At 35.8% G+C, this 23,044-nt stretch carries 26 protein-coding genes; 21 read left to right on the forward strand and 5 right to left on the reverse strand.

All coding sequences use genetic code 11. The features are described from left to right. The first annotated feature begins 224 nt into the window (after nt 1-224). Nucleotides 225-779 carry a peptide-methionine (S)-S-oxide reductase MsrA gene (msrA, locus tag SCA31_RS05975; protein WP_410695995.1) on the forward strand — a complete coding sequence of 185 codons (555 nt, stop codon included), beginning with the start codon at nt 225-227 and terminating at the stop codon, nt 777-779. A 40-nt stretch (nt 780-819) separates the two neighbouring features. On the opposite strand, the gene SCA31_RS05980 is transcribed toward msrA, so the two are convergent. Beyond that, nucleotides 820-1,656, reverse strand: a complete 837-nt coding sequence (locus SCA31_RS05980) for a hypothetical protein (RefSeq protein ID WP_410695996.1) — start codon at nt 1,654-1,656, stop codon at nt 820-822. A gap of 381 nt (nt 1,657-2,037) precedes the next feature. Here SCA31_RS05980 and SCA31_RS05985 point away from each other — a divergent pair, with 381 nt between their 5' ends. The 7 genes from SCA31_RS05985 (at nt 2,038) to yidD (ending at nt 7,245) form a co-directional block, all read left to right on the forward strand. After that, nucleotides 2,038-2,217, forward strand: a complete 180-nt coding sequence (locus SCA31_RS05985) for a hypothetical protein (RefSeq protein WP_410695997.1) — start codon at nt 2,038-2,040, stop codon at nt 2,215-2,217. 54 nt (nt 2,218-2,271) lie between these two features. Continuing rightward, nucleotides 2,272-3,912: an ATP-binding protein gene (locus SCA31_RS05990; protein ID WP_410695999.1), complete on the forward strand. Its 1,641-nt coding sequence runs from the start codon at nt 2,272-2,274 to the stop codon at nt 3,910-3,912. Nucleotides 3,913-3,924: 12 nt separating this feature from the next. Beyond that, nucleotides 3,925-4,590, forward strand: a complete 666-nt coding sequence (locus SCA31_RS05995; protein WP_410696001.1) for a response regulator — start codon at nt 3,925-3,927, stop codon at nt 4,588-4,590. Between the two features lie 69 nt (nt 4,591-4,659). Then, nucleotides 4,660-6,378 (forward strand): hypothetical protein, encoded by a 1,719-nt coding sequence (locus SCA31_RS06000; protein ID WP_410696003.1) that lies wholly within the window; start codon nt 4,660-4,662, stop codon nt 6,376-6,378. A 17-nt stretch (nt 6,379-6,395) separates the two neighbouring features. Then, nucleotides 6,396-6,548: a hypothetical protein gene (locus SCA31_RS06005; protein WP_410696004.1), complete on the forward strand. Its 153-nt coding sequence runs from the start codon at nt 6,396-6,398 to the stop codon at nt 6,546-6,548. A 147-nt stretch (nt 6,549-6,695) separates the two neighbouring features. Then, nucleotides 6,696-6,965, forward strand: a complete 270-nt coding sequence (locus SCA31_RS06010) for a hypothetical protein (RefSeq protein WP_410696006.1) — start codon at nt 6,696-6,698, stop codon at nt 6,963-6,965. After that, on the forward strand, nt 6,937-7,245 hold the full coding sequence (gene yidD, locus SCA31_RS06015) for a membrane protein insertion efficiency factor YidD (protein WP_410696008.1): 309 nt from the start codon (nt 6,937-6,939) through the stop codon (nt 7,243-7,245). The genes SCA31_RS06010 and yidD overlap by 29 nt, the downstream gene beginning before the upstream one ends. 89 nt (nt 7,246-7,334) lie before the next feature. On the opposite strand, the gene SCA31_RS06020 is transcribed toward yidD, so the two are convergent. Then, nucleotides 7,335-8,747 carry a glycosyl hydrolase family 28-related protein gene (locus tag SCA31_RS06020; RefSeq protein ID WP_410696010.1) on the reverse strand — a complete coding sequence of 471 codons (1,413 nt, stop codon included), beginning with the start codon at nt 8,745-8,747 and terminating at the stop codon, nt 7,335-7,337. A gap of 160 nt (nt 8,748-8,907) precedes the next feature. On the opposite strand from SCA31_RS06020, the gene SCA31_RS06025 reads away from it, so the two are divergent. The 5 genes from SCA31_RS06025 (at nt 8,908) to SCA31_RS06045 (ending at nt 11,519) form a co-directional block, all read left to right on the forward strand. Further along, nucleotides 8,908-9,240, forward strand: a complete 333-nt coding sequence (locus tag SCA31_RS06025) for a YegP family protein (RefSeq protein ID WP_410696012.1) — start codon at nt 8,908-8,910, stop codon at nt 9,238-9,240. A 10-nt stretch (nt 9,241-9,250) separates the two neighbouring features. After that, nucleotides 9,251-10,318 (forward strand): type I restriction endonuclease, encoded by a 1,068-nt coding sequence (locus SCA31_RS06030; protein ID WP_410696014.1) that lies wholly within the window; start codon nt 9,251-9,253, stop codon nt 10,316-10,318. A gap of 67 nt (nt 10,319-10,385) precedes the next feature. Next, nucleotides 10,386-10,697 (forward strand): hypothetical protein, encoded by a 312-nt coding sequence (locus tag SCA31_RS06035; RefSeq protein ID WP_410696016.1) that lies wholly within the window; start codon nt 10,386-10,388, stop codon nt 10,695-10,697. Between the two features lie 310 nt (nt 10,698-11,007). Continuing rightward, the gene (locus SCA31_RS06040) at nt 11,008-11,166 is read left to right on the forward strand and encodes a hypothetical protein (RefSeq protein WP_410696017.1); all 159 of its coding nucleotides are present in this window, start codon (nt 11,008-11,010) and stop codon (nt 11,164-11,166) included. Between the two features lie 191 nt (nt 11,167-11,357). Then, nucleotides 11,358-11,519, forward strand: coding sequence for a hypothetical protein (locus SCA31_RS06045; RefSeq protein ID WP_410696019.1), 162 nt, complete (start codon nt 11,358-11,360; stop codon nt 11,517-11,519). Nucleotides 11,520-11,562: 43 nt separating this feature from the next. On the opposite strand, the gene SCA31_RS06050 is transcribed toward SCA31_RS06045, so the two are convergent. The 3 genes from SCA31_RS06050 to SCA31_RS06060 all read right to left on the reverse strand — a co-directional run bounded on the left by SCA31_RS06050 (nt 11,563) and on the right by SCA31_RS06060 (nt 13,456). After that, a complete protein-coding gene (locus SCA31_RS06050; RefSeq protein WP_410696021.1) occupies nt 11,563-12,015 on the reverse strand; it encodes a GNAT family N-acetyltransferase in 453 nt (150 codons plus the stop codon). Continuing rightward, on the reverse strand, nt 12,005-12,631 hold the full coding sequence (gene yihA / locus SCA31_RS06055) for a ribosome biogenesis GTP-binding protein YihA/YsxC (protein WP_106917712.1): 627 nt from the start codon (nt 12,629-12,631) through the stop codon (nt 12,005-12,007). The genes SCA31_RS06050 and yihA overlap by 11 nt, the downstream gene beginning before the upstream one ends. Before the next feature lie 63 nt (nt 12,632-12,694). Then, a complete protein-coding gene (locus SCA31_RS06060; protein ID WP_076352796.1) occupies nt 12,695-13,456 on the reverse strand; it encodes an alpha/beta fold hydrolase in 762 nt (253 codons plus the stop codon). A gap of 272 nt (nt 13,457-13,728) precedes the next feature. Between SCA31_RS06060 and mraZ the strand changes: the two genes are divergently transcribed. The 8 genes from mraZ to SCA31_RS06100 all read left to right on the forward strand — a co-directional run bounded on the left by mraZ (nt 13,729) and on the right by SCA31_RS06100 (nt 23,027). Then, nucleotides 13,729-14,187 carry a division/cell wall cluster transcriptional repressor MraZ gene (gene mraZ, locus SCA31_RS06065; RefSeq protein ID WP_410696023.1) on the forward strand — a complete coding sequence of 153 codons (459 nt, stop codon included), beginning with the start codon at nt 13,729-13,731 and terminating at the stop codon, nt 14,185-14,187. Nucleotides 14,188-14,233: 46 nt separating this feature from the next. Beyond that, nucleotides 14,234-15,127: a 16S rRNA (cytosine(1402)-N(4))-methyltransferase RsmH gene (gene rsmH / locus SCA31_RS06070; RefSeq protein WP_410696025.1), complete on the forward strand. Its 894-nt coding sequence runs from the start codon at nt 14,234-14,236 to the stop codon at nt 15,125-15,127. Nucleotides 15,128-15,167: 40 nt separating this feature from the next. After that, on the forward strand, nt 15,168-15,533 hold the full coding sequence (locus SCA31_RS06075) for an FtsL-like putative cell division protein (RefSeq protein ID WP_106917715.1): 366 nt from the start codon (nt 15,168-15,170) through the stop codon (nt 15,531-15,533). Beyond that, complete coding sequence (locus SCA31_RS06080) at nt 15,517-17,508, forward strand: penicillin-binding transpeptidase domain-containing protein (protein ID WP_410696027.1); 1,992 nt, start codon at nt 15,517-15,519, stop codon at nt 17,506-17,508. Before SCA31_RS06075 ends, SCA31_RS06080 begins: the two co-directional genes overlap by 17 nt. Nucleotides 17,509-17,572: 64 nt before the next feature. Continuing rightward, nucleotides 17,573-19,033 carry a UDP-N-acetylmuramoyl-L-alanyl-D-glutamate--2,6-diaminopimelate ligase gene (locus SCA31_RS06085; RefSeq protein ID WP_410696029.1) on the forward strand — a complete coding sequence of 487 codons (1,461 nt, stop codon included), beginning with the start codon at nt 17,573-17,575 and terminating at the stop codon, nt 19,031-19,033. A 44-nt stretch (nt 19,034-19,077) separates the two neighbouring features. Beyond that, nucleotides 19,078-20,319 carry a phospho-N-acetylmuramoyl-pentapeptide-transferase gene (gene mraY, locus SCA31_RS06090; protein WP_410696030.1) on the forward strand — a complete coding sequence of 414 codons (1,242 nt, stop codon included), beginning with the start codon at nt 19,078-19,080 and terminating at the stop codon, nt 20,317-20,319. An 86-nt stretch (nt 20,320-20,405) separates the two neighbouring features. Next, a complete protein-coding gene (murD, locus tag SCA31_RS06095; RefSeq protein ID WP_076352803.1) occupies nt 20,406-21,731 on the forward strand; it encodes a UDP-N-acetylmuramoyl-L-alanine--D-glutamate ligase in 1,326 nt (441 codons plus the stop codon). 57 nt (nt 21,732-21,788) lie between these two features. Further along, nucleotides 21,789-23,027 (forward strand): FtsW/RodA/SpoVE family cell cycle protein, encoded by a 1,239-nt coding sequence (locus SCA31_RS06100; protein ID WP_410696032.1) that lies wholly within the window; start codon nt 21,789-21,791, stop codon nt 23,025-23,027. The last annotated feature ends 17 nt before the right edge of the window (nt 23,028-23,044 follow it).

The raw sequence follows: 23,044 nt of genomic DNA on the forward strand, positions 1-23,044 counted from the left end.
TTTTTCCACAAATTGCACAAATTTTCGCAGATGATTACGTTCTATTTTTCTTGTGCTTATGTGTGAAAATATTCGTATTATTTGTGTTTAAAATCATTTGTCACATCTATCATTATAATTTGCGTTTATAAGCCAAAATGATGCTTAAATGAAAAAGTTTTTCATATTTTTGATCAGCTTTTTCCGGATCTGGAAAAGACCATACAACAATATAATTACCAACAATGGACAACAATAATTTAGAGCAAATCACTTTTGGCGGCGGATGCTTCTGGTGTGTAGAAAGTTGCTTCAATATCTTGAAAGGGGTACAATCTGCTATTTCAGGATATTCAGGTGGGCATAAGGAAAACCCCACGTATGAAGAAGTGTGTACAGGAGAAACAGATCATGCAGAAGTGGTACAAATCACTTACGATCCTACCATCATTTCCTATAAGCAATTAATGGATGTATTTTTCTTCCTGCACGATCCTACCCAGCTGAACAGACAAGGTAATGATATCGGAACCCAATACCGCTCGGTTATTTTCTATAAAGATGAGGCTGAAAAACAAAAGGCTGAAGAAGCTTTAAAAAGATCTGAAGAATCAGGAAGATGGTCTGGAAAATATGTCACAGAATTAGCTCAAATTGAAAAATTCTGGCCTGCTGAACAATATCATCAGGGATATTATAATGAAAACCCAACACAGCCTTATTGCAGTGCTGTAGTAGGTCCTAAGATCCTAAAATTTAAAAAGTATTTTGGAGAATTGGGAATGCTAAATGCAGAATAATACAGTAATAAAAAAAGCGAAAGAAATTCTTTCGCTTTTTTTATTCTCCATATGATGAAACCGGCACGCCCGCATATTTCTCAATAATATAAACCGTTGACGCTCTTAGTTCTCTTCCGTTATCCGGATCTATCCCATCCATTGTAAAAAACTCTACATTTCCATTGAATTTTGAGTACCATGTCTTTCCAAGCGCATTATCTACCGTAAGAGTATCCTTTCTTGTGATCCTTTTAAAATACCTCAGCTGCACCGTATCCTTAGGAACAGCACTCCTGTGAGGATTCCTGTCCTCACAATCCATCACCTTATATTCATTCTTTTCCCAAAACATACAGTTTTGCTCATTGGCAAAACCACCGAAAAAACTTAATGGCGTACTGCTATTCTTGCTTTTGCCTCCTAAAGAATAATTACCAATCAATACACTTCCAATAAGGAAAATTCCAACAATCCCCAATCCATTCTGCTTTACAAACTCCGGCATCTTGAAATGCTGTTCATTGGTTATATTGATAATAATGTTAGAAAGCTTTTCTGTTAACGACTCTTCATCTTCATCCACTCTTATTTTCACCGTTGTTTTATTGGCTTCTTCATTCTTTACAAATGTTCTGGAGAAATCAGTAAAGTCTGTACAGCCTAGATACTGACTAAGTTTATCAAGAATTACAACATCTTTTATATCAGGGTCTCTATTGTCACGTATGGATGCATTATGATATCTAACAAACGATCTTTCGTTAATCATAAATTTCAAGCTCTCCTCAAAATAATCAGAGAGCGCAGAAGATAGCCCGCTCTTTGTACTCGCGGCCGGAAAATCTTTTTGTGCTTTCTTGAACACCTCATGAATTAGTAGTTTTTTCTTGGTCATATATCGTTTTTTCGGTCGTTACAAAATAGGTGATTCCCAATCGTACCACATTACGGATTCCCATAAAGCCCCCCGTGTCCATTCCGTGTCCTTCAATGTCCAAAGCGTGACTAACACCTGCGTCACTGTTTGTCGCATCTTTGCTTCAGAAATCAGTGACAAACAAAACATTACAAAAACAAATTTACAAAACTGATTTCAAAATCACCAGATAAAACGGAGGTAAAACTCCGGGTTGGGAAGCAGATGTTTCTCCTCCGTTTTTGAAGGTTCACTTCCCAAAAATTTAGAAGCGCTTCAAATTTTTTAATCGTGTAGCTCTACCTGTGATCAGTTTCGCCGGCAACTACAGAAATGCTCAATTTTTAAATTTTTAAGAAGATGATCCAATTCATATTAATGTTACTAGGCTTAACATTCACCAATAATAACGCAGATACAACAACTCATAATAGCCAGGATTCTGGTACAATAACAACCTATTCAACGGTACCACTCGCTCCTGAGGACGGAGGGCCCGTGACAGGAGAAACCGGACAAACACCGCCTCCAAGAAAGTAAATAGCAAAGCGAAAGAAATTCTTTCGCTTTTTTTATTATTTTTGAAAGAAAACCGTGAAAAACTTTATTCACATCTTATTTATTCTTGTTCTTTGCTCCTGCCATAGAAAAGAGATCTCTAAAATTGATAGGGCAACCTATGACAAGGCCTATGATTTTTACGATGCTTCGCAAAGTGATAGTGCTTTTACCTACTTCAATAAGGCAAAGGACGAATTGATTGAAAAGGGATATTATTCCTTTGCAGGAAATAGCCTGGTCATTATGGGAATTATACAATGTGAGAAAGGAGATTATTATGGCAGCCAGGAAACTGCTTTATCAGCAATTAAGTATTTAGATGAAAAAAAAGACTCTGCTGAACTTTCCGCCAACTATAATAATTTAGGAATAGCCTCCCAAAAGCTTAAAGACTATAACAAAGCAATTATTTTTTTTAATAAAGCGGCTACTTTTTCTCAAGATTCAATCTACAAATTAACACAACTTAATAATCAAGCCATATCATTTACTCTTTTAAAAAAGTTTGATTCTGCAATTATTACTTTTAACAACGTATTGTCTTATCCAAATTTGATAAAACACCCCAGTTTATATTCAATGGCTTATGATAATTTAGCCTATACAAAGTTTTTACAAAATAAAGAATACAACGCTGAACCAGAATTACTTAAGACTTTAAAAATTCGAGACAGTACAAATGATGTTTCTGGACTAAATGCAACTTATTCTCATCTATCCGACTTTTTCAAAGATCATAATCCGGAGAGGTCTTTATTCTATGCAAAAAAAATGCTTCAGATTACATCAAAAATTAAAACTCCAGATGATAAATTAGCTGCTTTGCAAAAAATAATTCTTCTAGAAACTCCAGAAAACACAAAACTATTCTTCAAAAAGTACCAGGATTTGGATGACAGCCTGCAGATAGCCCGCAACAAATCTAAAAGCCAGTTCGCTCTTGAAAGATTTGGATCTGAACAGCTAAAGGTAAAAAATGCAAAAAATGAAGTTGAAATTTTTAAACGAAATATAGGACTAGGAGCATTATCCTGTATTTTAATCGGGGGCTTTTTCTACTATAAAAGAAGAAAGAAAAGATTACAAAAAGAAAACGAGCTAAAAATAAAAGAAAACGAACTCAAACTCTCTAAAAAGGTTCATGATGTAGTAGCCAATGGAATTTATCAGGTAATGACCAAGATTGAGAATCAGAAAAATTTTGATAAGGATAAAGCGCTTGATGAACTTGAGTTTGTATACGAAAAATCCCGTGATATCTCCTATGACAAAATTGATTCTAGTGATAAGATTGAGTTTCATGAAAAAATATCCGGCCTTATCGGTTCTTTTAAAAATGACACTGTAAAAACCTTTCTGGCAGGAAATAGTCTGAATATATGGAATGACGTGAATGATTCTACCCAAAACGAAGTTTATCAGGTAATACGGGAACTTTTAGTGAACATGAAAAAACATAGCCAGGCTACTCTTGTTGCCTTTAAGTTTGAAAGAAGCAATAACCTTATACAAATTCAGTACACAGACAATGGAATTGGTATTCCGGGAGAGGTTATTCATAAAAATGGATTAACAAATACGGTTTCCCGTATTGAGAAAATTAAGGGTACCGTTATTTTTGACACCAAAACAGAAAAGGGACTGAAAGTGTACATTTCATTTCCCACTTCCTAAAAAAAGAAAAAAATGTTCAAAAAAATTTTAATAGCCGAAGACCACGAAAGCAGCAGTATCTCTGTTCAAAAAACACTTGAAGATCTCAATATTTCCAATGTAGATTATGTTTCCTATTGCGATGATGCATTAGCTAAAGTTCAAAAGTCCATCCGTGAAAAACACCTTCATGATTTATTGATTACTGATCTTGAGTATGAGGAAGATCACCGTGAACAAAATATTAAAGATGGTAAGGAACTTATTAGAGCCATTAAGGAAATCCACCCTTCACTGAAGATTATAGTTTTTTCTGCAGAACACAAATCTGGTGTTATAGATTCCCTTTTCAAAGATTACGGAATCAACGGTTTCGTTCGTAAGGCCAGAAATGACTCCAAAGAACTGAAAAAAGCCATCGCTTCAGTTTATGACAATAAAAACTACCTGTCCCTTGATCTTAGACAGGATGTAAAAAAACTAAACAGCTATGAATTTACTGATTACGACATCATCCTGGTTTCTCTTCTCTCACAGGGAGTACTGCAAAAGAATATTCCCACTTATCTCCAGAATAATAATATCAAGCCCAATAGTCTAAGCAGTGTGGAAAAAAAACTCAATAGCCTGAAAGAAGAACTTCAGATTACAAGCAATGAACAACTTGTTGCTTTTTGTAAAGATTTAGGACTTATTTAGTCCATTAAAAAGATATTTGTATATTTTTGCTAGGATAATAAAACTAATATCTTTTAAAAACACAAGGAAATGTCACAAGAAGACTCTTTACTTAATGATAATCTTAAAGGGATTAACAATAATATCAATCACCTTAATAATAATCTGAATTCTTTCAACTCCCAATTAGGTAATATCAATTCGGAAATAGGTAACATTAATAGCCAACAACAAGCTTTGGATGGAAGAATGAATGATATGTCTGGTATTATTGATGATTTTATCAAAGCAGATAAAGAAAAAAGGGAGCTTCAGCTTGCTGAAAATATGCAGGAAAGCTTAAAGCAAGACCTTAGCAACAAATTCGGTTATTATGAGGAGATCCGAAGAACTGTACTGGGTATTTTACAGGCTGTAGACAGTGGTATTGTAAGACATGAGATCATGCAGGATGCCGCTGAAAGCCTAATGATAAAAACGCCCAATTATTGGCTGGCTCCTGCAATGGTTGCTATTGTAGCCTGGGTTCGTGATGACCGAGAAGATACTGAAAGAGCGCTGAATGAGGCACTAAGGAGAGATGATTATAAAACAACCCTGTTCTTCATGCTTCTTATGAGAAGACTAGGTAGAGATGAAGCCTGCCATCAATGGGTACAAAGGTATCTCATGCATCAGGACCCTTATCGTCTTGACCGCGAATTTGTGATGGTTCTGGAGGCCGCCGCAACCGGATCATTTCCTCAATCTTCCCAGGAACTGATTATTTCTACTGTGGATGGATGGCTTAATCTTTTAACACAAACGGATCAGTATATTAATGAGCAGAAAAACGAATGGCTTCAATTTTTTCAGTCTAAAGGTAGCCTAGACAATAAAGAGTATCCTTTTCTTGAGAAATACTGTACCAATTGGGCGGACCTTAAGTCTTCTATGAAAAAAGTGAAACTCCACCAGTTTCTGATTTCTTACTTTAAAGATATCCTCAATACTCCTGTAGATTATTCAAAAACGTCAAAAAATCAGTTAGATGAAATTCTGTCATTACTGATCACTAATTTTGATGATGAAGAGTTTGAACTGCAAAAGAAAATAAAGCTCAACCAGCAACTTATAGATAAAAAAAAGGATAGAAGATCTGTAAAACCAGATTATGCTTTGGAGAAAGCATTTGAAGAAAAAACAAACTTTCTTCAGATGCTTACCAACGTAGCTTTTATTCCGGAATTGGCAGGAGGAACACACGCTACTCAACCTTTGGCAGTAGCCATAAGCAGCCCTTGGATTGTGGAGGCCCATGAGGCCTATACGGCAGAATACAGAATGAACGCTGTTACCACCGCAGATTTAACTATTGAAAATTATAAAATATCTTCAGATAGTACCGATGAAGCAGAGCAGATGAAAGTGCATGGAGAACATTGGGATAAGATTTTAAAAGATGAGGTAAAGAAAGCTTCATCCGGCAACGGCTGTATTGTTGCGATCACTATTCCCATTTACGCATTTGGCTTATTTTGTTATCTGACCAATCCTAAGGCTAAATTTCTTGGCTATCTTATCTTTTCCGTATGTACAGGATTTCTGGCATTAATGTATTGGGCCGGAAGTTCACAGAAAACAGAAGTAAGAAAAAAAGTTAATGAATCCCGTATAAAGTCCGATGAAGCATTAAGAGGATGCCTTACAGAACTGAAGGACTTCAAAGCAAAATACGATATGGAAGACGCAAAAGCTTCAGAAGTAAAAACAATGCTTCAATCTATTCGGGCTGAAGAGTTTTTAGCGAACTCTAGAATTACATCATAACACAAATACTCAATAAGATGAACAATCCGGAAAATAATACCGAAAACAATAAAGAAAGAAATAAGGAAGACAAACAACCTGAAAACTTTCCAAGAAAGGATAAACAGAACGCAAAATTCCCAGATTGGGATATTCTTCCCCCTAATCAGATCGTAAAACCCAGATCATAATTAAAAAGATAATTCAATTGTAATATCTATAATCCTTATTACTACCTTATAAACCTTTCAAAAACTTGAAAGGTTTTTTTGTTTTACGGGTACCCGTAATAATTGGAATTTAATGAGTTATATTTTTAACCCATAAATAAAATAATAATGGAACATAAAGTTATCCCATTTGTTGCAACTGTAAGTCAACAAAACGAAAGATCAAGATCAGGAGTCATTGCCACTCAACTGGAAGATTTAATAAAAGAACAAACAGCTCTTGGTTGGAAATACATAAGACTAGAGAATGTATCTACATATGTGCAACCAATAACAGGATGTTTTGGTTCTACTGTAAATAAGGGTTTTATGGCTTCATATCAGATGGCTGTTTTTATAAGAGACGAAAATGAAAAATCTTCTTATCCTTCTAATTAGATTATATTGGGTCGTAATCCCTTCTCATAAAAGAAGAAAATGTTTGTTTAAAATAAGCTGCTCAAAATATGTTTATATGAAAACTAGTAATTATGGTTTCTTGTCCGGGTTAAAAGCATTTAAATATAGATATCAAAACTGTGGAGCCGGGGCTAATATCATTACAAATCCGTTAACAGGAAAATTGCAGATTATATTACCAAATAATGAAATACTCCATGAGTCAGAAATTTCAGAAAGATTTATTAATCAAAAAAATCACAATGAAAATCATAAATGATAAATGATAAATGATAATTATAAAAGACTTTCATAAATAGATAAACGGCAACCATTTTCATAGTTGCCGTTTTTTTACATTTTATATCATTAAACAATGTTTCCTGATGCATCAGTCCAATTGTTTCCATTAAACCAGATAGGTTTTGACAGACTTGTATCAAATATCTCAGAGCCTACAGAGTTATTTTGAGGTCTGTTGGCCGAATCTAGGTGTATGGTAGAGTTATATTTATTAGGAATAAACTGGCCAAGAACTTTATCTTTTACATTCTGAATGGTTGTCATTCTCCCGTTATCTATAATCCCTGCGCTCGGTGGCTGGAAATATCTGATGGTTACATTTTCTATTGTTGTTGCTTCTGCAGAATTGTCAATCTGTACTTCCTGCCAGAATCCTCCTAAAACAGTAGCTCCCTGGCCTTGAAACAAAGCCTTTTTGGAGGCATAGCAATTGATATAGGTCGTATGAATTCCATCATCTAAAACATCAGCAATCGAAAAATCATTCTCAAATGCACTTCCTATAAATGCATTATAGCGGCTTTCTCTGGTTACCATTACCCCATATTTCGTACAGGATTCTGGGGTTCCGGTATAAAAAATATTCTGGTCACCCATAAAAATGTTGATTCCAAAAGGCAATCCCTCCATTTTGATATCATAGAAAGAGTTGTTACTGCTATTTCCTATTCCTACTTCCATCCTATGTCCATGATCAAGCTTTAATCCTTGATAAGGAATATTTCCTATCCCAGATAGCATTACAGGATCCATATCAGTGGAACATTGTAAATTTTTGAAGCAGGAAAGCATAACTCCTTTAAAATGGAAGCCTATCCCTACATCTTTATCCGCTTCACGTACCGCAACATTCTCCCAATTACAACTAGACAGCCCCTGAGCGTATATCAATACTGTTGTATTATATTGACCTTCTACAACAATATTACTTAAGTTAACATTTCGGCAAAATGGAGTGTTCTTTGTAGCATTCTCAAAAGCATCAATCTTTAATGCAATTCCTCCTTGAACACATTTTAAAACCACACCTCTAAAACTCTCTCCCTGAATAGTAAGATTGGTCATTGCAATATTACCAATATCAGTATACCGATAAATACCATTCGGAAAAAATATTGTTATAGCTTTGTCAAATTGTTTATACTTAATACTGGGATCTTTTGCAGATTGAACCTCCTTTGGTTCTCTATATATTCTACAAAAATCCAAAGCTCTTCTGATGGCAACACTGTTGTCTGTAAAATCATCTCCTTTAGCTCCAAATCTCTGAATATTTACATTTCCACTGGCTAAAAAATTGATATCAACATAATAGTCATTCCCTTTTTTCCTGTATACAACCCCATCATCAATCACCGTAGCAGAGCCATTATACTTTTGATAGTTAACGTTTTCTTTTGTATAGCTATCAACAAGCTGAACAAGGTCATCAGATGGATAAGAACTGCCAGGACTGAAAAAATCTTCTGTAAAAATCATATTAATATTTTTTATAAGGTTAACACAGCGAAGATATTCACCGGTAACGACAATACTTGACGCATAAAATGTCAATATCAAAGAAAGATTTCGTTTTACGGGTTCCCGTAAGGAATAGCCTATAAAGGGTTATACTTTTGGCCTATAAATAAAAACAACTATGGGAAAATTTGTTATGACTCAAAGAGTAAATAATGAATATCAATTCAATCTTAGGGCTAAAAACGGAGAAATTATTCTTACCAGCGAAGGCTATATTCAGAAAGCTTCTTGTCATAAAGGAATAGAGTCTGTAAAGCTTAATTCTCAGGAAGACTCAAGGTATGACAGAAGAGTGGCCGTCAATAATAAAGACTATTTTGTACTGAAAGCCAGAAATGGGGAAATTATTGGTAAAAGTCAGCTGTATAGCTCAAATACTGCAATGGAAAATGGAATTACCTCTGTAAAAGCCAACGCTCCAGAAGCAGAAATAATTGATGAAACCCTTTAAAATTAAAACCATGGATCTTAAAATTAAACTTGAGCAATTACAACAGAAAGTTGTAGGATTAAAAGACCAGATTGCTACCGAAGAAGCTACTAAAAATGCCTTTGTAATGCCTTTTATACAGATTCTTGGGTATGACATATTTAATCCTACAGAGGTTGTTCCTGAACATGTATGTGACATTGGAACAAAAAAAGGAGAAAAGGTAGACTATGTCATCAAAAACAATGATGAACCTATTTTTATTATAGAATGTAAACACTGGAAAGAGAATGCTGATGCCCACAATTCTCAGCTTCACAGATACTATCATGTTTCCAAGACAAGGTTTGGGGTTCTTACCAATGGTATTGTTTATAATTTTTACACAGATCTTGAAAAGCCTAATATTATGGATGAAAAACCCTTTTTTACCATTGATATTGAAGACTTAAAAGATAGTTCAATCAAAATACTTGAAAGTTTTACAAAAAAGGATTATAATCTTGAGAGTATTCTTGATTCTGCAGAAGCTTTAAAATACATCAAGGCAATAAGAAAAGAATTTGAAAAGGAAATAGAAACCCCTTCTGATGAAATTGTAAAGCTTTTGGTGAGCAGGTTTTTTGAAAAGCCTATAACAGCAAACAGAATGATTTCTTTTAAGGAGTATACCAAGAAAGCCCTTACGACCTCCATCAATGAATCGATAAGTTTCAGGTTGAAATCTGCTTTAAGCATTAATGAGCAAATTGAAAAACAGGATGAGGATGTAAAAACACCTCCATCTATTGATGAAAACAATGATTCTAAAATTGTCACTACCGAAGAAGAACTTGAAGGATTCCAAATTGTAAAGGCCATCATGAGGGAAAAAGTTCCTGCTGCGCGTATTGCCTATAGAGACACCCTCTCCTATTTTGGAATTTTACTGGATGACAACAATAGAAAACCATTATGCAGACTACACTTCAACACAGCCAATAAATACATTGAAACTTTTCATAATGGAAAGGATTCCGGAGAAAAGGTATTGCTTAATAACCTCGATGAAATATACCATTTCAGAGAAGAGCTTCACAAAACGCTGGAAAACTATTAATTATGCATTAGAAACAACAAAACTAATAACCATGAAAACTATCTCATATAACTAAAAAACAAATACTATGAAAAAATTACTCTTCACGGGACTTTTAGGTCTTGGGTTATTATTACCAACAAACTTTTCCGCATCTACCACCAGCTCTTCTTCCATCAAGGAACTCCTTACTAAAAAACCAAGAAAAGGAAAGACTAAAAAAAGCAGCAGAAGCAAATCTACAAGATCAAATTATTCATCTTTAGGATCTTATTCAAAAAATAGAGGCTGCACCTATAACGGGAATCAATTATATGTTGGATCAAGAGGCGGCTGTTATTATTACTCAGGAAACAGCAAGCAATATGTAGACAGGTCGTATTGCTCAGGCTGCAACTAACTTTTCTAAAAAAACACTCCATATATATTAACTAAAAAAAGCGAAGATTACTTTCGCTTTTTTTGTATTTTCGGCGGACTTCAATTATAAAAACTTTAATACTATGATTAAACTCTTATTATTTCTTATTGGGCTAATATTCCCAAGCAAAGAAAATACTCAAAATCGTAATCAAGCCTCGGTAACGATCCACAATAGTCTAGAACTAGGAGATGGAAACGGTGGAAATGGGCACGGAAACGGTGGAAGTACTGGTGGCAATACGGGCCAGACACCACCGCCATTTACTCAACCTTACTAATTAAATAAAATGATTCAATTTCTATTAATCCTATTAGGAATAACATTTCCTAATAACAGTACAACCACTACCCACCCAACTCAAATAACAATACAAAACAATCTGATATCAGGAGAAGGAATGGATACTGGTGGAGACACAATACCTGTACTTCCTCCTAAAAAATAGATGATAATTTAAAAATCAATATCATGATACAATTTCTAATAATGTTATTCGGACTAATATTTCCATATAATACAAATACAGTCGATAATAATCAAACTTTAACAACAGCGAAAGGGAATATAACCTTTGAAGAATCAATAGATACCGGAGGAGAAACGCTTCCTATACTTCCACCTAAAAAATAATAACTTATGATTCACTTTATACTCATGTTATTCGGATTTTCTTTCCCAAATAGCAGTACAAACACAACTAGCATCAATCAAATACCAATGACAACACAAAGCAGTATAAGCCTTACTGAAAATCTTGATACCGGTGGAGAAACAACCCAAACACCTCCAAAGAAATAAAAAATAAAACAGGCTATCCAAATGTAGGATAGCCTGCTTTAATTTATCTTCTTATCATTTCCGTATGCGGAATATCGTCTTCCAAGTATTTATTTCCGGTATCTTCAAAACCAAATCCACTATAGAATCTCAATAAATAATCCTGCGCCGAAATTCTGATTTCAGAAGTATGAAATTTATTTTCGATGGTTTCTACAGCATATTGTATTAATAGTTTACCCAAACTTTTACCTCTCGCCTTTTCAGTCGTTAAAACTCTTCCAATAGAGGTTTCATCATATTTTATTCCCTTATTGAAAACACGGCAATAGGCAAGAACTTCTCCATCTTCTTCTGCCCAGATATGAACTGCTTTCTGATCATAATTATCTAAATCAGGATAGGGACAATTCTGCTCAATAACGAAAACATCTATACGGGCCTTCAAAATTGAATACAGCTCCGGAACGGTAAACTCATCAAAGGTTTTTATTTTCCAGATTATATTATTCCTCATCAAAACTTACACTATTTTGGGTTAAAAAATCATTGGTCTTTTCTATGAAATTTAGAATCTCATCACCTCCCAGTTTTTTTTCAGCTGAGGTAACATACAACTCAGGAAGATCTTCCCATGTCTTATGAAGTTCTTTCTTATAATTTTCAAAGTTTTTAATAACCTCGCTTGGTTTTAACTTATCCGACTTAGTAAAGACAATTGAAAAAGGAACACCACTTTCTCCACACCATTGGATAAATTCCAAATCAATTTTCTGTGGATTGTGTCTCGAATCTACCAACACAAAAAGGTTGACCAGATTTCTTCTGTTCAGAATATAATTCGTAATCAACTTTTCAAAGTCTTTTCGAATGGACTTTGAAACCTTTGCATATCCATATCCGGGTAAATCGGTAAGGTACCAGTTTTCATTCACTAGAAAATGATTGATCAGCTGAGTTTTTCCCGGAGTTCCCGAAGTTTTAGCCAAATCCTTATGATTCATCATTGCATTGATCAGCGAAGACTTTCCTACATTGGATCTTCCGATAAAAGCATATTCAGGCATAGTAGGTTCCGGGCAATCCTGCCATTTTCCACTACTTTTTACGAACGTTGCTGTCTTAATAACCATTTTGAAAATATTTTAGAAAAATAAACCACTAAGAAAAGCTCTTAATGGTCATTTATTATGTATTTAAACTTTATCTTTTATCCAGTTGTACAGGATTTCATTAAAATCATCCGGTTTCTCCATCATGGCAGCATGGCCACAATGATCAATCCAGAATAGATCCGAATTAGGAATAAACTTATGCATGTCTTCCGCTACTTCCGGAGGAGTAACGTTATCCTGCTTTCCCCAAATCAGACAAGTAGGAGTCAAAATCTTAGGAAGATCATTCAGCATATTGTGCTTAATGGCACTTCTGGCCAGCATTACTGTTTTTATTCCTTTCATTCTATCATTTACCACCCCAAAAACTTCATCTACAAGATCTTCAGTAGCCACTTTAGGATCATAGAAAACCTCTTCAGTCTTCTTTCTTATGTAAGACTTATCGTTTTTCCTTGGAAAACTGTCCCCAAAAGTTCTTTCGTATAAACCAGAACTTCCTGTTAAAACAAGATTCTTTACCAGATCCGGTCTTGCCAACGTAAGAATAAGTCCCACGTGTCCTCCCATCGAGTTTCCTACTATCGTTACAGGGCCAGAAATATGGCTCTCTATAAACTTGATGATATATTTTGCTAAAGTGGTAAGATTCGTATTGAGTACTGGCAAATCATAGATTGGCAGCTGAGGAACATAAACCTTATATCCTCTCTCTGAAAAAAAATCTACCATCTTATCGAAATTGCTCAAACCACCCATTAACCCGTGCAACAGCACTAATGGATGTCCTTCCCCTGCCTCTATATAGGAGTATTTCTTTTCTTTTTTTGTACTAAATATCATAAAACGCCTTAATAAAGCCTTGCAAAAATACAAATTAAACCTCAAAAATATTTTGATTACCCTAATTTAAGATAAAAATAATACAATATTCCTCTTTTTAACTTTTTTTTTAAAAACTGCTTTATTATGGCTTAAATAACAGTTTTAACAACCCTCTACATATCAGTAAATTACATTCTTGGAACTCAATCTTTAATAAAACTTATTAACATTGAGTCAAAAAGTGGGAAAAAGTGGGAAATTTTGGAAATTATTATATAAATTTGTCCCAAATGAAAAATTTCATTGGAACATATGAGTGTAAAATTGACGACAAAGGCCGCCTAAAAGTTCCCTCATCTTTAATCAAACAGATGGAAAACTTCGAGGACAAAGCATTTGTAGTCAAAAGATCTGTGTTCCAACCTTGTCTGGAGGTCTATCCAATGAATGCATGGGATAAACTGATGGGCAAAATTAATAAACTGAACAGGTTCATTAAAAAGAATGCTGATTTCATACGAATGTTTACGGCAGGAGTAAAAACAGTAGAATTGGACAACGCAGGAAGATTACAGATTTCCAAAGACTTGATGAGTTTTGCAAATCTTCAGAAAGATACGGTGATCACCAGCGCAGGAGAGCTTTTCGAAATTTGGGATAAAGATGCCTACGAAAAAGTGATCTCTACCAATGAAACTGATTTTGCCAGCCTTGCCGAGGATGTGATGGGCTCTTTCGATGAAGAATAGCGGTATCAGTTATTAAGATTATATTAAACAAAAAACACAATTAAGCATGTATCATAACCCCGTTTTGTTGAAGCAGAGTGTTGATGATTTGGTGACGAATCCTGACGGAATATATGTGGACTGCACCTTTGGAGGTGGCGGACACTCAAGGGAGATTTTGAGCAGACTTTCTGACAAAGGAAGATTGTTCAGCTTTGACCAGGATCTCGATGCGCTTAAAAATACAATTGATGACCCTAGGTTTACATTGGTAAATCAGAATTTCAGATTTCTGGAAAACTCATTGCTAATGTATGGAGTACCCCAGGTGGATGGCGTTTTGGCAGACCTTGGAGTTTCATCGCATCAGTTTGATGAGGCAGACCGTGGTTTCTCTACAAGAAGCAACGCTCCTTTGGATATGAGAATGAATGTGATGCAGAATCTTGATGCCAAAAGAGTGATTAATGAATATGGAGAAGAAGAGCTTGCCGATATTTTTTATCACTATGGAGAGTTAAGAGAAGCAAGAAAACTGGCAAGAGAAATTGCTCATCATAGAAAAACAAAAACAATTGAAACCACAGAGGACTTAAAAAAGCTTTTCAGCTATATTCCTCCTCATAAGGTTAATAAATTCTATGCTCAGCTTTTTCAGGCAGTAAGAATAGAGGTAAATCAAGAGCTTGAAGTATTAAAAGAAATGCTTGTTCAGGCTTATAATGTTTTAAAACCTGAGGGAAGATTGGTAGTAATATCTTATCACTCATTAGAGGACAGATTGGTAAAAAGATTCCTGAAAAACGGAATGTTTGAGGGAGAACCCGCAAGAGATATCTACGGAAATTATAAAAAGGCATTTGAATTGATAAAGAGTAAAGCGATTATCCCTGATGATAAGGAAATTGAAGAAAACTCAAGAGCAAGAAGTGCAAAAATGAGAACCGGAATAAAACTATAAAGCAACAGTGAATTCACTGCGAAGCAAATTGAAATAAAAATTGGCAAAAAGAACAACAAATCGCCCACAGAAGAGACTCACTTTTATAGATATTATAAAAGGAAACTTTCTGAATCGTGATGAGATCAAAATACATTACAAGTATTTTCTCTTGTTGTTTATCTTGATGATGGCCATGATTTACAGTAATCACCTCGTCAACAAGAAAATTAGAATTGTAAATGCCTTAAAGGAAGAAACAGAAGAATATAAATCGAGAAATGCTTACGCTCAAAGTAAGCTGATCAAGGTAAAAATGGAATCAGAGTTGGGGAAAGAGGTTGCCCGGGACTCATTAATGACCCTGGAAAATCATCCTCATAAATTGCTAATAAAACTGGACAGTACAGATGCAAAAGCAAAATGAATACGACAATAAGCGTAAAAAAACTTTACGATGGGGCTACCTCTTTGCAGTGGTAGCTTTGTGCGTGTTTGTAATGTTCCTGGCAAGGATTGTAATTCTTCAGAACACCAATGTTCAGGAGATTAAGGATGATTACATCAATAAAAACTATCGGGAAGCCACTTTAAAGGCTGCCCGTGGTAATTTATTTGCTTCCGACGGCTCCATTTTGGCAACAACCGTAATGCGCTACGATATCTATCTTGATTTCAAAACGATGAAAGATACGATCTACAGCAACAACATCGGGGCTTTAACGGATTCTTTGAGCAAAATGTTCGGAAAATCCAGAGGAGAGTTCAGACAAAAGTTCGACGAACAGAAGAAAAAGAAAAACCAATACTATACCCTGGTAAAAGGACTTGATTTTGATCAGTACGACAGAATCCGAAATTTCCCAATCTTCAAAAGGGGTAAAAACAAGGGCGGATTTATTGTTGACAGAAATTACAAAAGAGAACTTGCCACCTCAGAAATTGGGGCCGGAACCATTGGTATCGATAACGGAGAACTAAGATCCGGTTTGGAGGGTGCTTTTTCAAAGTATTTAACCGGTACTGATGGAAAAAGATTAGAACAGAGAATCAATTCTTCACAATGGAAGCCCATTGACTTCTGGAAAGTTCAGGAACCCGTAGACGGAGAAGATGTATATACCACATTAGACCTTAGAATTCAAGATATTGCCCATTCTGCACTGGAGAAACAACTGATTCATTACGAAGCAAAACACGGCACTGTAATCGTCATGGAAGTTGAGACCGGAAAGGTGCGTGCTTTGGTTAATCTAAGAAGAACAGACGATGGCGAATACGAAGATTCTTACAACTATGCGCTAAAAGACAATATCGAACCAGGATCCACATTCAAGACCATTTCCCTTTTGGCAGCAATGGATGATGGGTTCATCGATGAAAATACAACCGTAAACGTAGGAAATGGAGTTTGGACATATGCCAAGCAGAGAATTTCTGACGGCCACGGTGGTGGAACCTATGACATTAGTGATGTACTGGCTAAATCCAGCAACGTAGGAACCTCCAAACTGATTACAAAATATTATGCAGAGAAACCACAGATCTTCCTTGACCATTTAAAACGTTGGAAATTATTCGACAAAATGGACATTGAACTTCCAGGGATCACAAAGCCAAAGATTGTAACTCCAGAAAACAAAAGATGGAATGCCGCTACTCTAGCCTCCATCTCATATGGCTACTCTTCAAACGTTAACCTGCTGCAACTAACAACGTTTTACAATGGAGTTGCCAATGGAGGTAAAATGCTTAAGCCATTATTCATCGACAAAATCATGAAAGACGGAAAGGTAATGTACAATGCAAAACCTGAAGTAATGGTGAATAAAATGGCCTCGGAAAAGGCTATTAAAATGATGACAAGCGCCCTAACTAAAGCTGTAGAAAAAGGAACGGGACGAAGCATCTTCACCCCGAATCTGAAAATGGCAGGAAAAACAGGAACCGCCAGGTTTGAATACTGGCTTCCCGGCCCTATGAAGTATCGTGCATCATTTGCCGGATTTTATCCCGCAGATGCTCCAAAATATACATGCTATGTAATGGTAAGCGAGCCTAATACTTCAATCGGATTTTACGGAGGGCCTGTAGCAGCACCGGTATTTAAGGAAATTGCAGGAAAAACATTCCTGAAAACACCTCAGAATATTGAAAAAGAAATGCTTGTAGACAAAAAGGTAAACCTTAGCAAAATGGTTGAACCTAATGTGAAGGTAGCAGTTAATAATAAACAGATGCCTAGTGTGGTAGGGTTAATCGGGAAGAACGTTATCCCACAATTGGAAAACTTAGGCTACCGGGTTGATTACAAAGGAGTTGGAAGAATAAAAGAACAATTCCCGTTGGAGGGCACTACCATCAGTAAGAACCAGAGAATATATTTATCTCTGCAGAATTAAAATTAGAAGAACCTGTCCAAAAAGGACGATTTAACAAAAATAGGACGAAATCCTATTGATAACAATGACAGTAACAGAATTAGTAAACAGAATTCCAGTAATAGAAATTCACGGTGATAATAACCGTGAGGTTTCCGAATTGGTATTCGACAGCAGAAAGGTTTCGGAGAACTCTCTTTACATCGCTATGAGAGGAACGGTTGTGGATGGACATACATTCATTGCATCTTCTATTGAAAAAGGAGCAACAACCATTGTATGTGAAGAATTTCCCGAGACATTAGCAGAAAACGCAACCTATGTGAAGGTAAAAGATTCAGCTAAGACTTTAGGTCATCTTGCCTCTAACTTCTACGGAAATCCATCTCAAAAACTTAAGCTGATAGGAGTTACAGGAACCAACGGAAAAACCTCTGTTTCGACTCTGCTTTTTGATGTTTTTACCAATCTTGGCTACACATCTGCATTGCTTTCAACTGTTGAAATCAGAATCGGGGAAGAAATTATTCCAGCGACTCACACCACTCCGGATGTGATTACCATCAACAAAATCTTAGCTGAAGCTGTTGAGAAAGGATGCGAATTTGCTTTCATGGAAGTAAGCTCTCATGGAATTGCTCAAAACAGAATTGAAGGACTTCACTTCAAGGTAGCGGGCTTTACAAACCTTACCCACGATCATTTAGATTATCATAAAACCTTTGAAGAATATTTAAAAACAAAGAAAAGATTCTTCGATGGACTGGAAGATACCGCTGTTGCCATCACCAATGTAGATGACAAAAACGGAAATGTTATGCTTCAAAACACAAAGGCTAAAAAGAAGTCTTATGCTTTGAAAACAATGGCTGATTACCATGGAAAACTACTGGAAGTTGACTTCAACGGAATGTTGGTAAATTTCAATGGAAAAGAACTTTGGACAACATTGACAGGGAAATTCAATGTTTACAACTTATTACTGGTCTTCGGAATTGCTGTTGAGCTTGGATTTGAACAAGATGAAATTCTTCAGGCTATCAGCAAGTTGAAAAGAGTTTCGGGAAGATTTGAGACATTCAAGTCAGACGGAGGAATTTTCTTTATCGTAGATTATGCTCACACTCCGGATGCGTTGGAAAACATTCTGGACAGCATCAATGATATCAGAACAAAAAACGAAAGATTAATCACCGTTTTCGGATGTGGAGGAGACAGAGATCACTCCAAAAGACCTGAAATGGGAAATATTGCCACCAAAAAATCAACTTTGGCCATCATCACTTCAGATAATCCGAGAACAGAAGATCCCGCACAAATTATTAAGGAGATTGAAGCAGGAGTTGAGCCTCAAAACTTCAGCAAATACACTTCAATTCCGGACAGAAAAGAAGCCATAAAAATGGCCATAAAGTTTGCAGAACCTAAAGATATTGTTTTAGTAGCCGGAAAAGGCCACGAAACCTATCAGGAGATAAATGGTGTAAAGCATCATTTTGATGACAAAGAAACAATCAATGAGCTTTGGAGATTAATGTCTAAATAGATTGAAAGATTGAACTCATTTAAAGATTTAAATTAAAAAGAAACATGCTATACTATCTATACGAATATCTAACTGACCATGGAATTCACGTTCCGGGATTAGGAATGTTGAAATACATCTCCTTCCGTGCCGGAATGGCTGTACTGTTCTCTTTAATTATTGCACTTGTTTATGGTAAAAGAGTGATCAATTACCTTAGAACAAAGCAGATGGGTGAATTAGTACGTGACCTTGGGCTAGACGGACAAAAGCAAAAAGAAGGAACACCTACCATGGGAGGTCTTATCATCATTTTGGCAACCATTATTCCGGTATTGCTGTTTACAAGAATCACCAATGTTTATATTGTTTTGTTACTTGTTTCCATGTTTTGGATGGGTGCTATTGGGTTTTTGGATGATTATTTAAAGAAAATCAAGAAAAACAAAGACGGACTTAGTGGTAAGTTTAAAATAGTGGGACAAGTTGGTTTGGGGTTAATTGTCGGAATTACAATGTATTTCCACCCGGACATCACTGTTAAAAGAAAGTATGCAGATGCAAAAGTGGTAAACAGAAACAATGTAGAGCAAAACTTTATGCCTACAGAAAAAATTACAGTTTCTACCGTTCCCTTTACAAAGAACAATGAATTCGATTATAGCGGAATTCTGTTTTGGATGAATGAAAAAGATGCCCACGAATGGGCATGGATTGTCTTTATACCCATCGTTATCTTCATTGTAACAGCGGTTTCAAACGGAGCTAATATCACCGACGGAATAGATGGCCTCGCCGCAGGAACCAGTGCCATTATACTGCTCACCCTTGCCCTGTTCGCCTATCTTTCCGGGAACATCATCTTTGCAGACTACCTCAATATCATGTTCCTTCCCAATATGGGAGAAACCACCATTTTTGCCGTAGCTATGGTAGGTGCTGTAATTGGATTTTTCTGGTACAATACCTATCCTGCACAAGTTTTCATGGGAGATACCGGAAGCTTAATGCTGGGAGGAGTCATTGCTGTTTTAGCGATTATCTTAAGAAAGGAACTGCTGATTCCTGTGCTATGTGGAATCTTTTTAATTGAAAACCTGTCCGTAATGCTACAGGTTGTCGTTTTCAAATACAGAAAAAGAAAATACGGGTTAGAATACGCCCAAAATAATAGACTATTCAAAATGTCACCATTACACCATCATTATCAGAAAGACGGATTTCATGAAAGCAAAATCGTTAACAGAATGATTATCATCGGAGTAATACTGGCAATTGTTTGTCTGATCACACTAAAAATGAGATAATTTTTGTAAAAAGTAGAAAGTGCTGATGTAAGGACACCAAATGCATTGTACGTTTTACATTTTACATTTTACAAAAAAGATTAAATATGAAAATAGTTGTTTTAGGAGGAGGAGAAAGCGGATGTGGAGCTGCTTATTTGGCTAAAAAGAAAGGTCTGGAAGTATTTCTTTCAGATAAAGGAGCCATTAAGGATAACTATAAACAGTTTCTTGCAGAAAATGAAATTGAATTTGAGGAAGGAAACCACGACGAGGAAAGAATCTTAAATGCAGATTGGATTGTAAAAAGCCCGGGAATTCCAAAAAAGGCTGAAATTATCTATAAAATTCATGAGAAAGGCATAAGACTTTCCTCAGAAATTGAATTTGCCTCTGAATTTACAGATGCAAAGATTATTGCCATTACAGGAAGTAACGGAAAAACAACCACTACTTCCCTGATCTACTACATCCTGAAAAACGATGGATTAAATGTAGGATTAGGAGGAAATATAGGATACAGCTTTGCAAAACAGGTTGCAGATGAAAACCATGAATATTATGTATTGGAAGTAAGTTCTTTCCAATTAGATGATATTCAGAATTTTAGACCTTATATCTCTTTATTGTTGAATCTATCCCAGGATCACCTGGATCAGTACAACTACAACTATGAAGAATATGCCCTTGCAAAGTTCAGAATAACTGAAAATCAGGAGAATGACAATTTCTTCATCTACAACAAAGATGATGAGATGAGTAAAAATCTTCTTGAAAAACTAGAGATAAAGGCTAAAATGATCCCTTTCTCTACAAAAGAGAAGCTGGAAGAAGGAGGTTTTGTCAATGAAGATCAAATTGTGGTAAAAATGAAGGATGAATTCTCCATGAAAGTTGAAGAATTATCCCTACTTGGAAACCATAATGTAGCGAATAGCTTAGCAGCATCAATAGCTGGTAAGATATTGAAAATCAACAATGAAAGCATTAGACATTCTCTAATGACCTTTCAGGCAGTAGAACACAGGCTGGAGTTTGTAACTGAAATAGAGGGTGTTAAATACATCAACGACAGTAAGGCGACCAATGTGAACGCAACCTATTATGCCCTGGAAAGCATGAAAACCCCAACCGTATGGATCGTGGGTGGATTAGACAAAGGAAATGACTATACCGAGATTGAGGATTTAGTTAAAAGAAAAGTAAAGGCAATTGTTTGCCTGGGAATTGACAATAAAAAAATTATAGATTTCTTCAAAGGAAAAAAGGAATTTATTTATGATACCTCAAGCATGGAAGAAGCTGTAAAAATATCCAAATCATTGGCCAAAAATGGTGAAACTGTTTTACTATCACCATGTTGTGCAAGCTTTGATTTATTCAAAAGCTATGAAGACAGAGGGCGTCAGTTTAAAGAACAAGTATTAAAATAAAATGTCGGATGTAAAAAGTATATTTTACTTTGTACCTCATGCATCAATACAAAAAATATGGACGAGCAGAACACAGAAAGCAGAGTTGAATTTCTAAAGGGCGATAAAGTACTTTGGATGGTCATTCTTGTGATCTCCATTTTCTCTATTTTCCCTGTTTATTCTGCAAGTTCAAATCTGGAATATATTGTTAATAACGGAACCACTACAGGCCATGTTATTAAACACATGTTCTTTGTAGTCTTAGGATTAGGAATCATGAGACTCGTAGGAACCGTAAAATATGAATACATCGGAAAGCTCAGCAGTATTCTGCTTGGCCTTATGATCGTTTTATTGGTTGTTACCATGTTTACCGGCCAAACCATTGATGGAGCCAGTGCTTCCAGATGGCTGAAGATTCCGGGAACACCCATCTCTTTCCAGCCATCGTCTTTTGCATTCCTGATGCTAATCATCTATTTGTGTAGATATTTAACCAAAAAGATCACAAGAGAAAGACTTCCTATAGAGAATATCATGTATATCTTCGGACCTATTCTTCTCGTGTTTGTTCTGGTTGCAAAAGATAATGGATCTACAGCATTAATGATCTTAATGGTTTCCGTGATTGTTCTAGTTATAGGACAGCTTCACTGGAAATACATTGCAGGCTTCATTTCGGCATCATTTATAGCCATTGTATTGTTCTTACTAATTGCATTGAATACCAATATGATTGGTGGAAACCGTGTTCATACATGGATGAGCCGTATTGAAACATTTACATCAAGCAAAGCAAAATCAGCAGATACTGATGATGAAAGCGTAAAAGCCAAGAATTACCAGGTAATGCAAGCCAAGGCAGCCATCGTACACGGGGGAATTACCGGAATGGGACCTGGAAAAAGTGCATTAAAGCAAATGCTTCCTCAGTCTGCCTCCGACTTTATCTTCGCTGTAATTGTAGAAGAATATGGAGTAATCGGAGCCACTTTTTTGATAAGCCTCTATCTGATTATGATGATACGGATCGTAATGATCGCCAGTAAAATGCCGGCATTCTTCGGATCGTTGCTCGTACTCAGTCTCGGGGTAATGATCTTTATACAACTAGCGGTAAATATTGCCGTTGCTGTTAATCTGATCCCGGTAACAGGACAACCTTTACCATTAATCAGTTACGGAGGAACCTCCATGCTGGTAACTTATTTACAGTTAGGAATTATCTTAAATATAAGCTCAAGAATTCAAATTTATGATGAAGAAGGAATGGGCAAAAAACAAAGTATAGCAGAAATAAACGATATCGCATAACCAAAAAGTAGGACAGA

This window comes from Chryseobacterium sp. SIMBA_028, assembly GCF_046535285.1.
Taxonomy (GTDB): Bacteria; Bacteroidota; Bacteroidia; order Flavobacteriales; family Weeksellaceae; genus Chryseobacterium.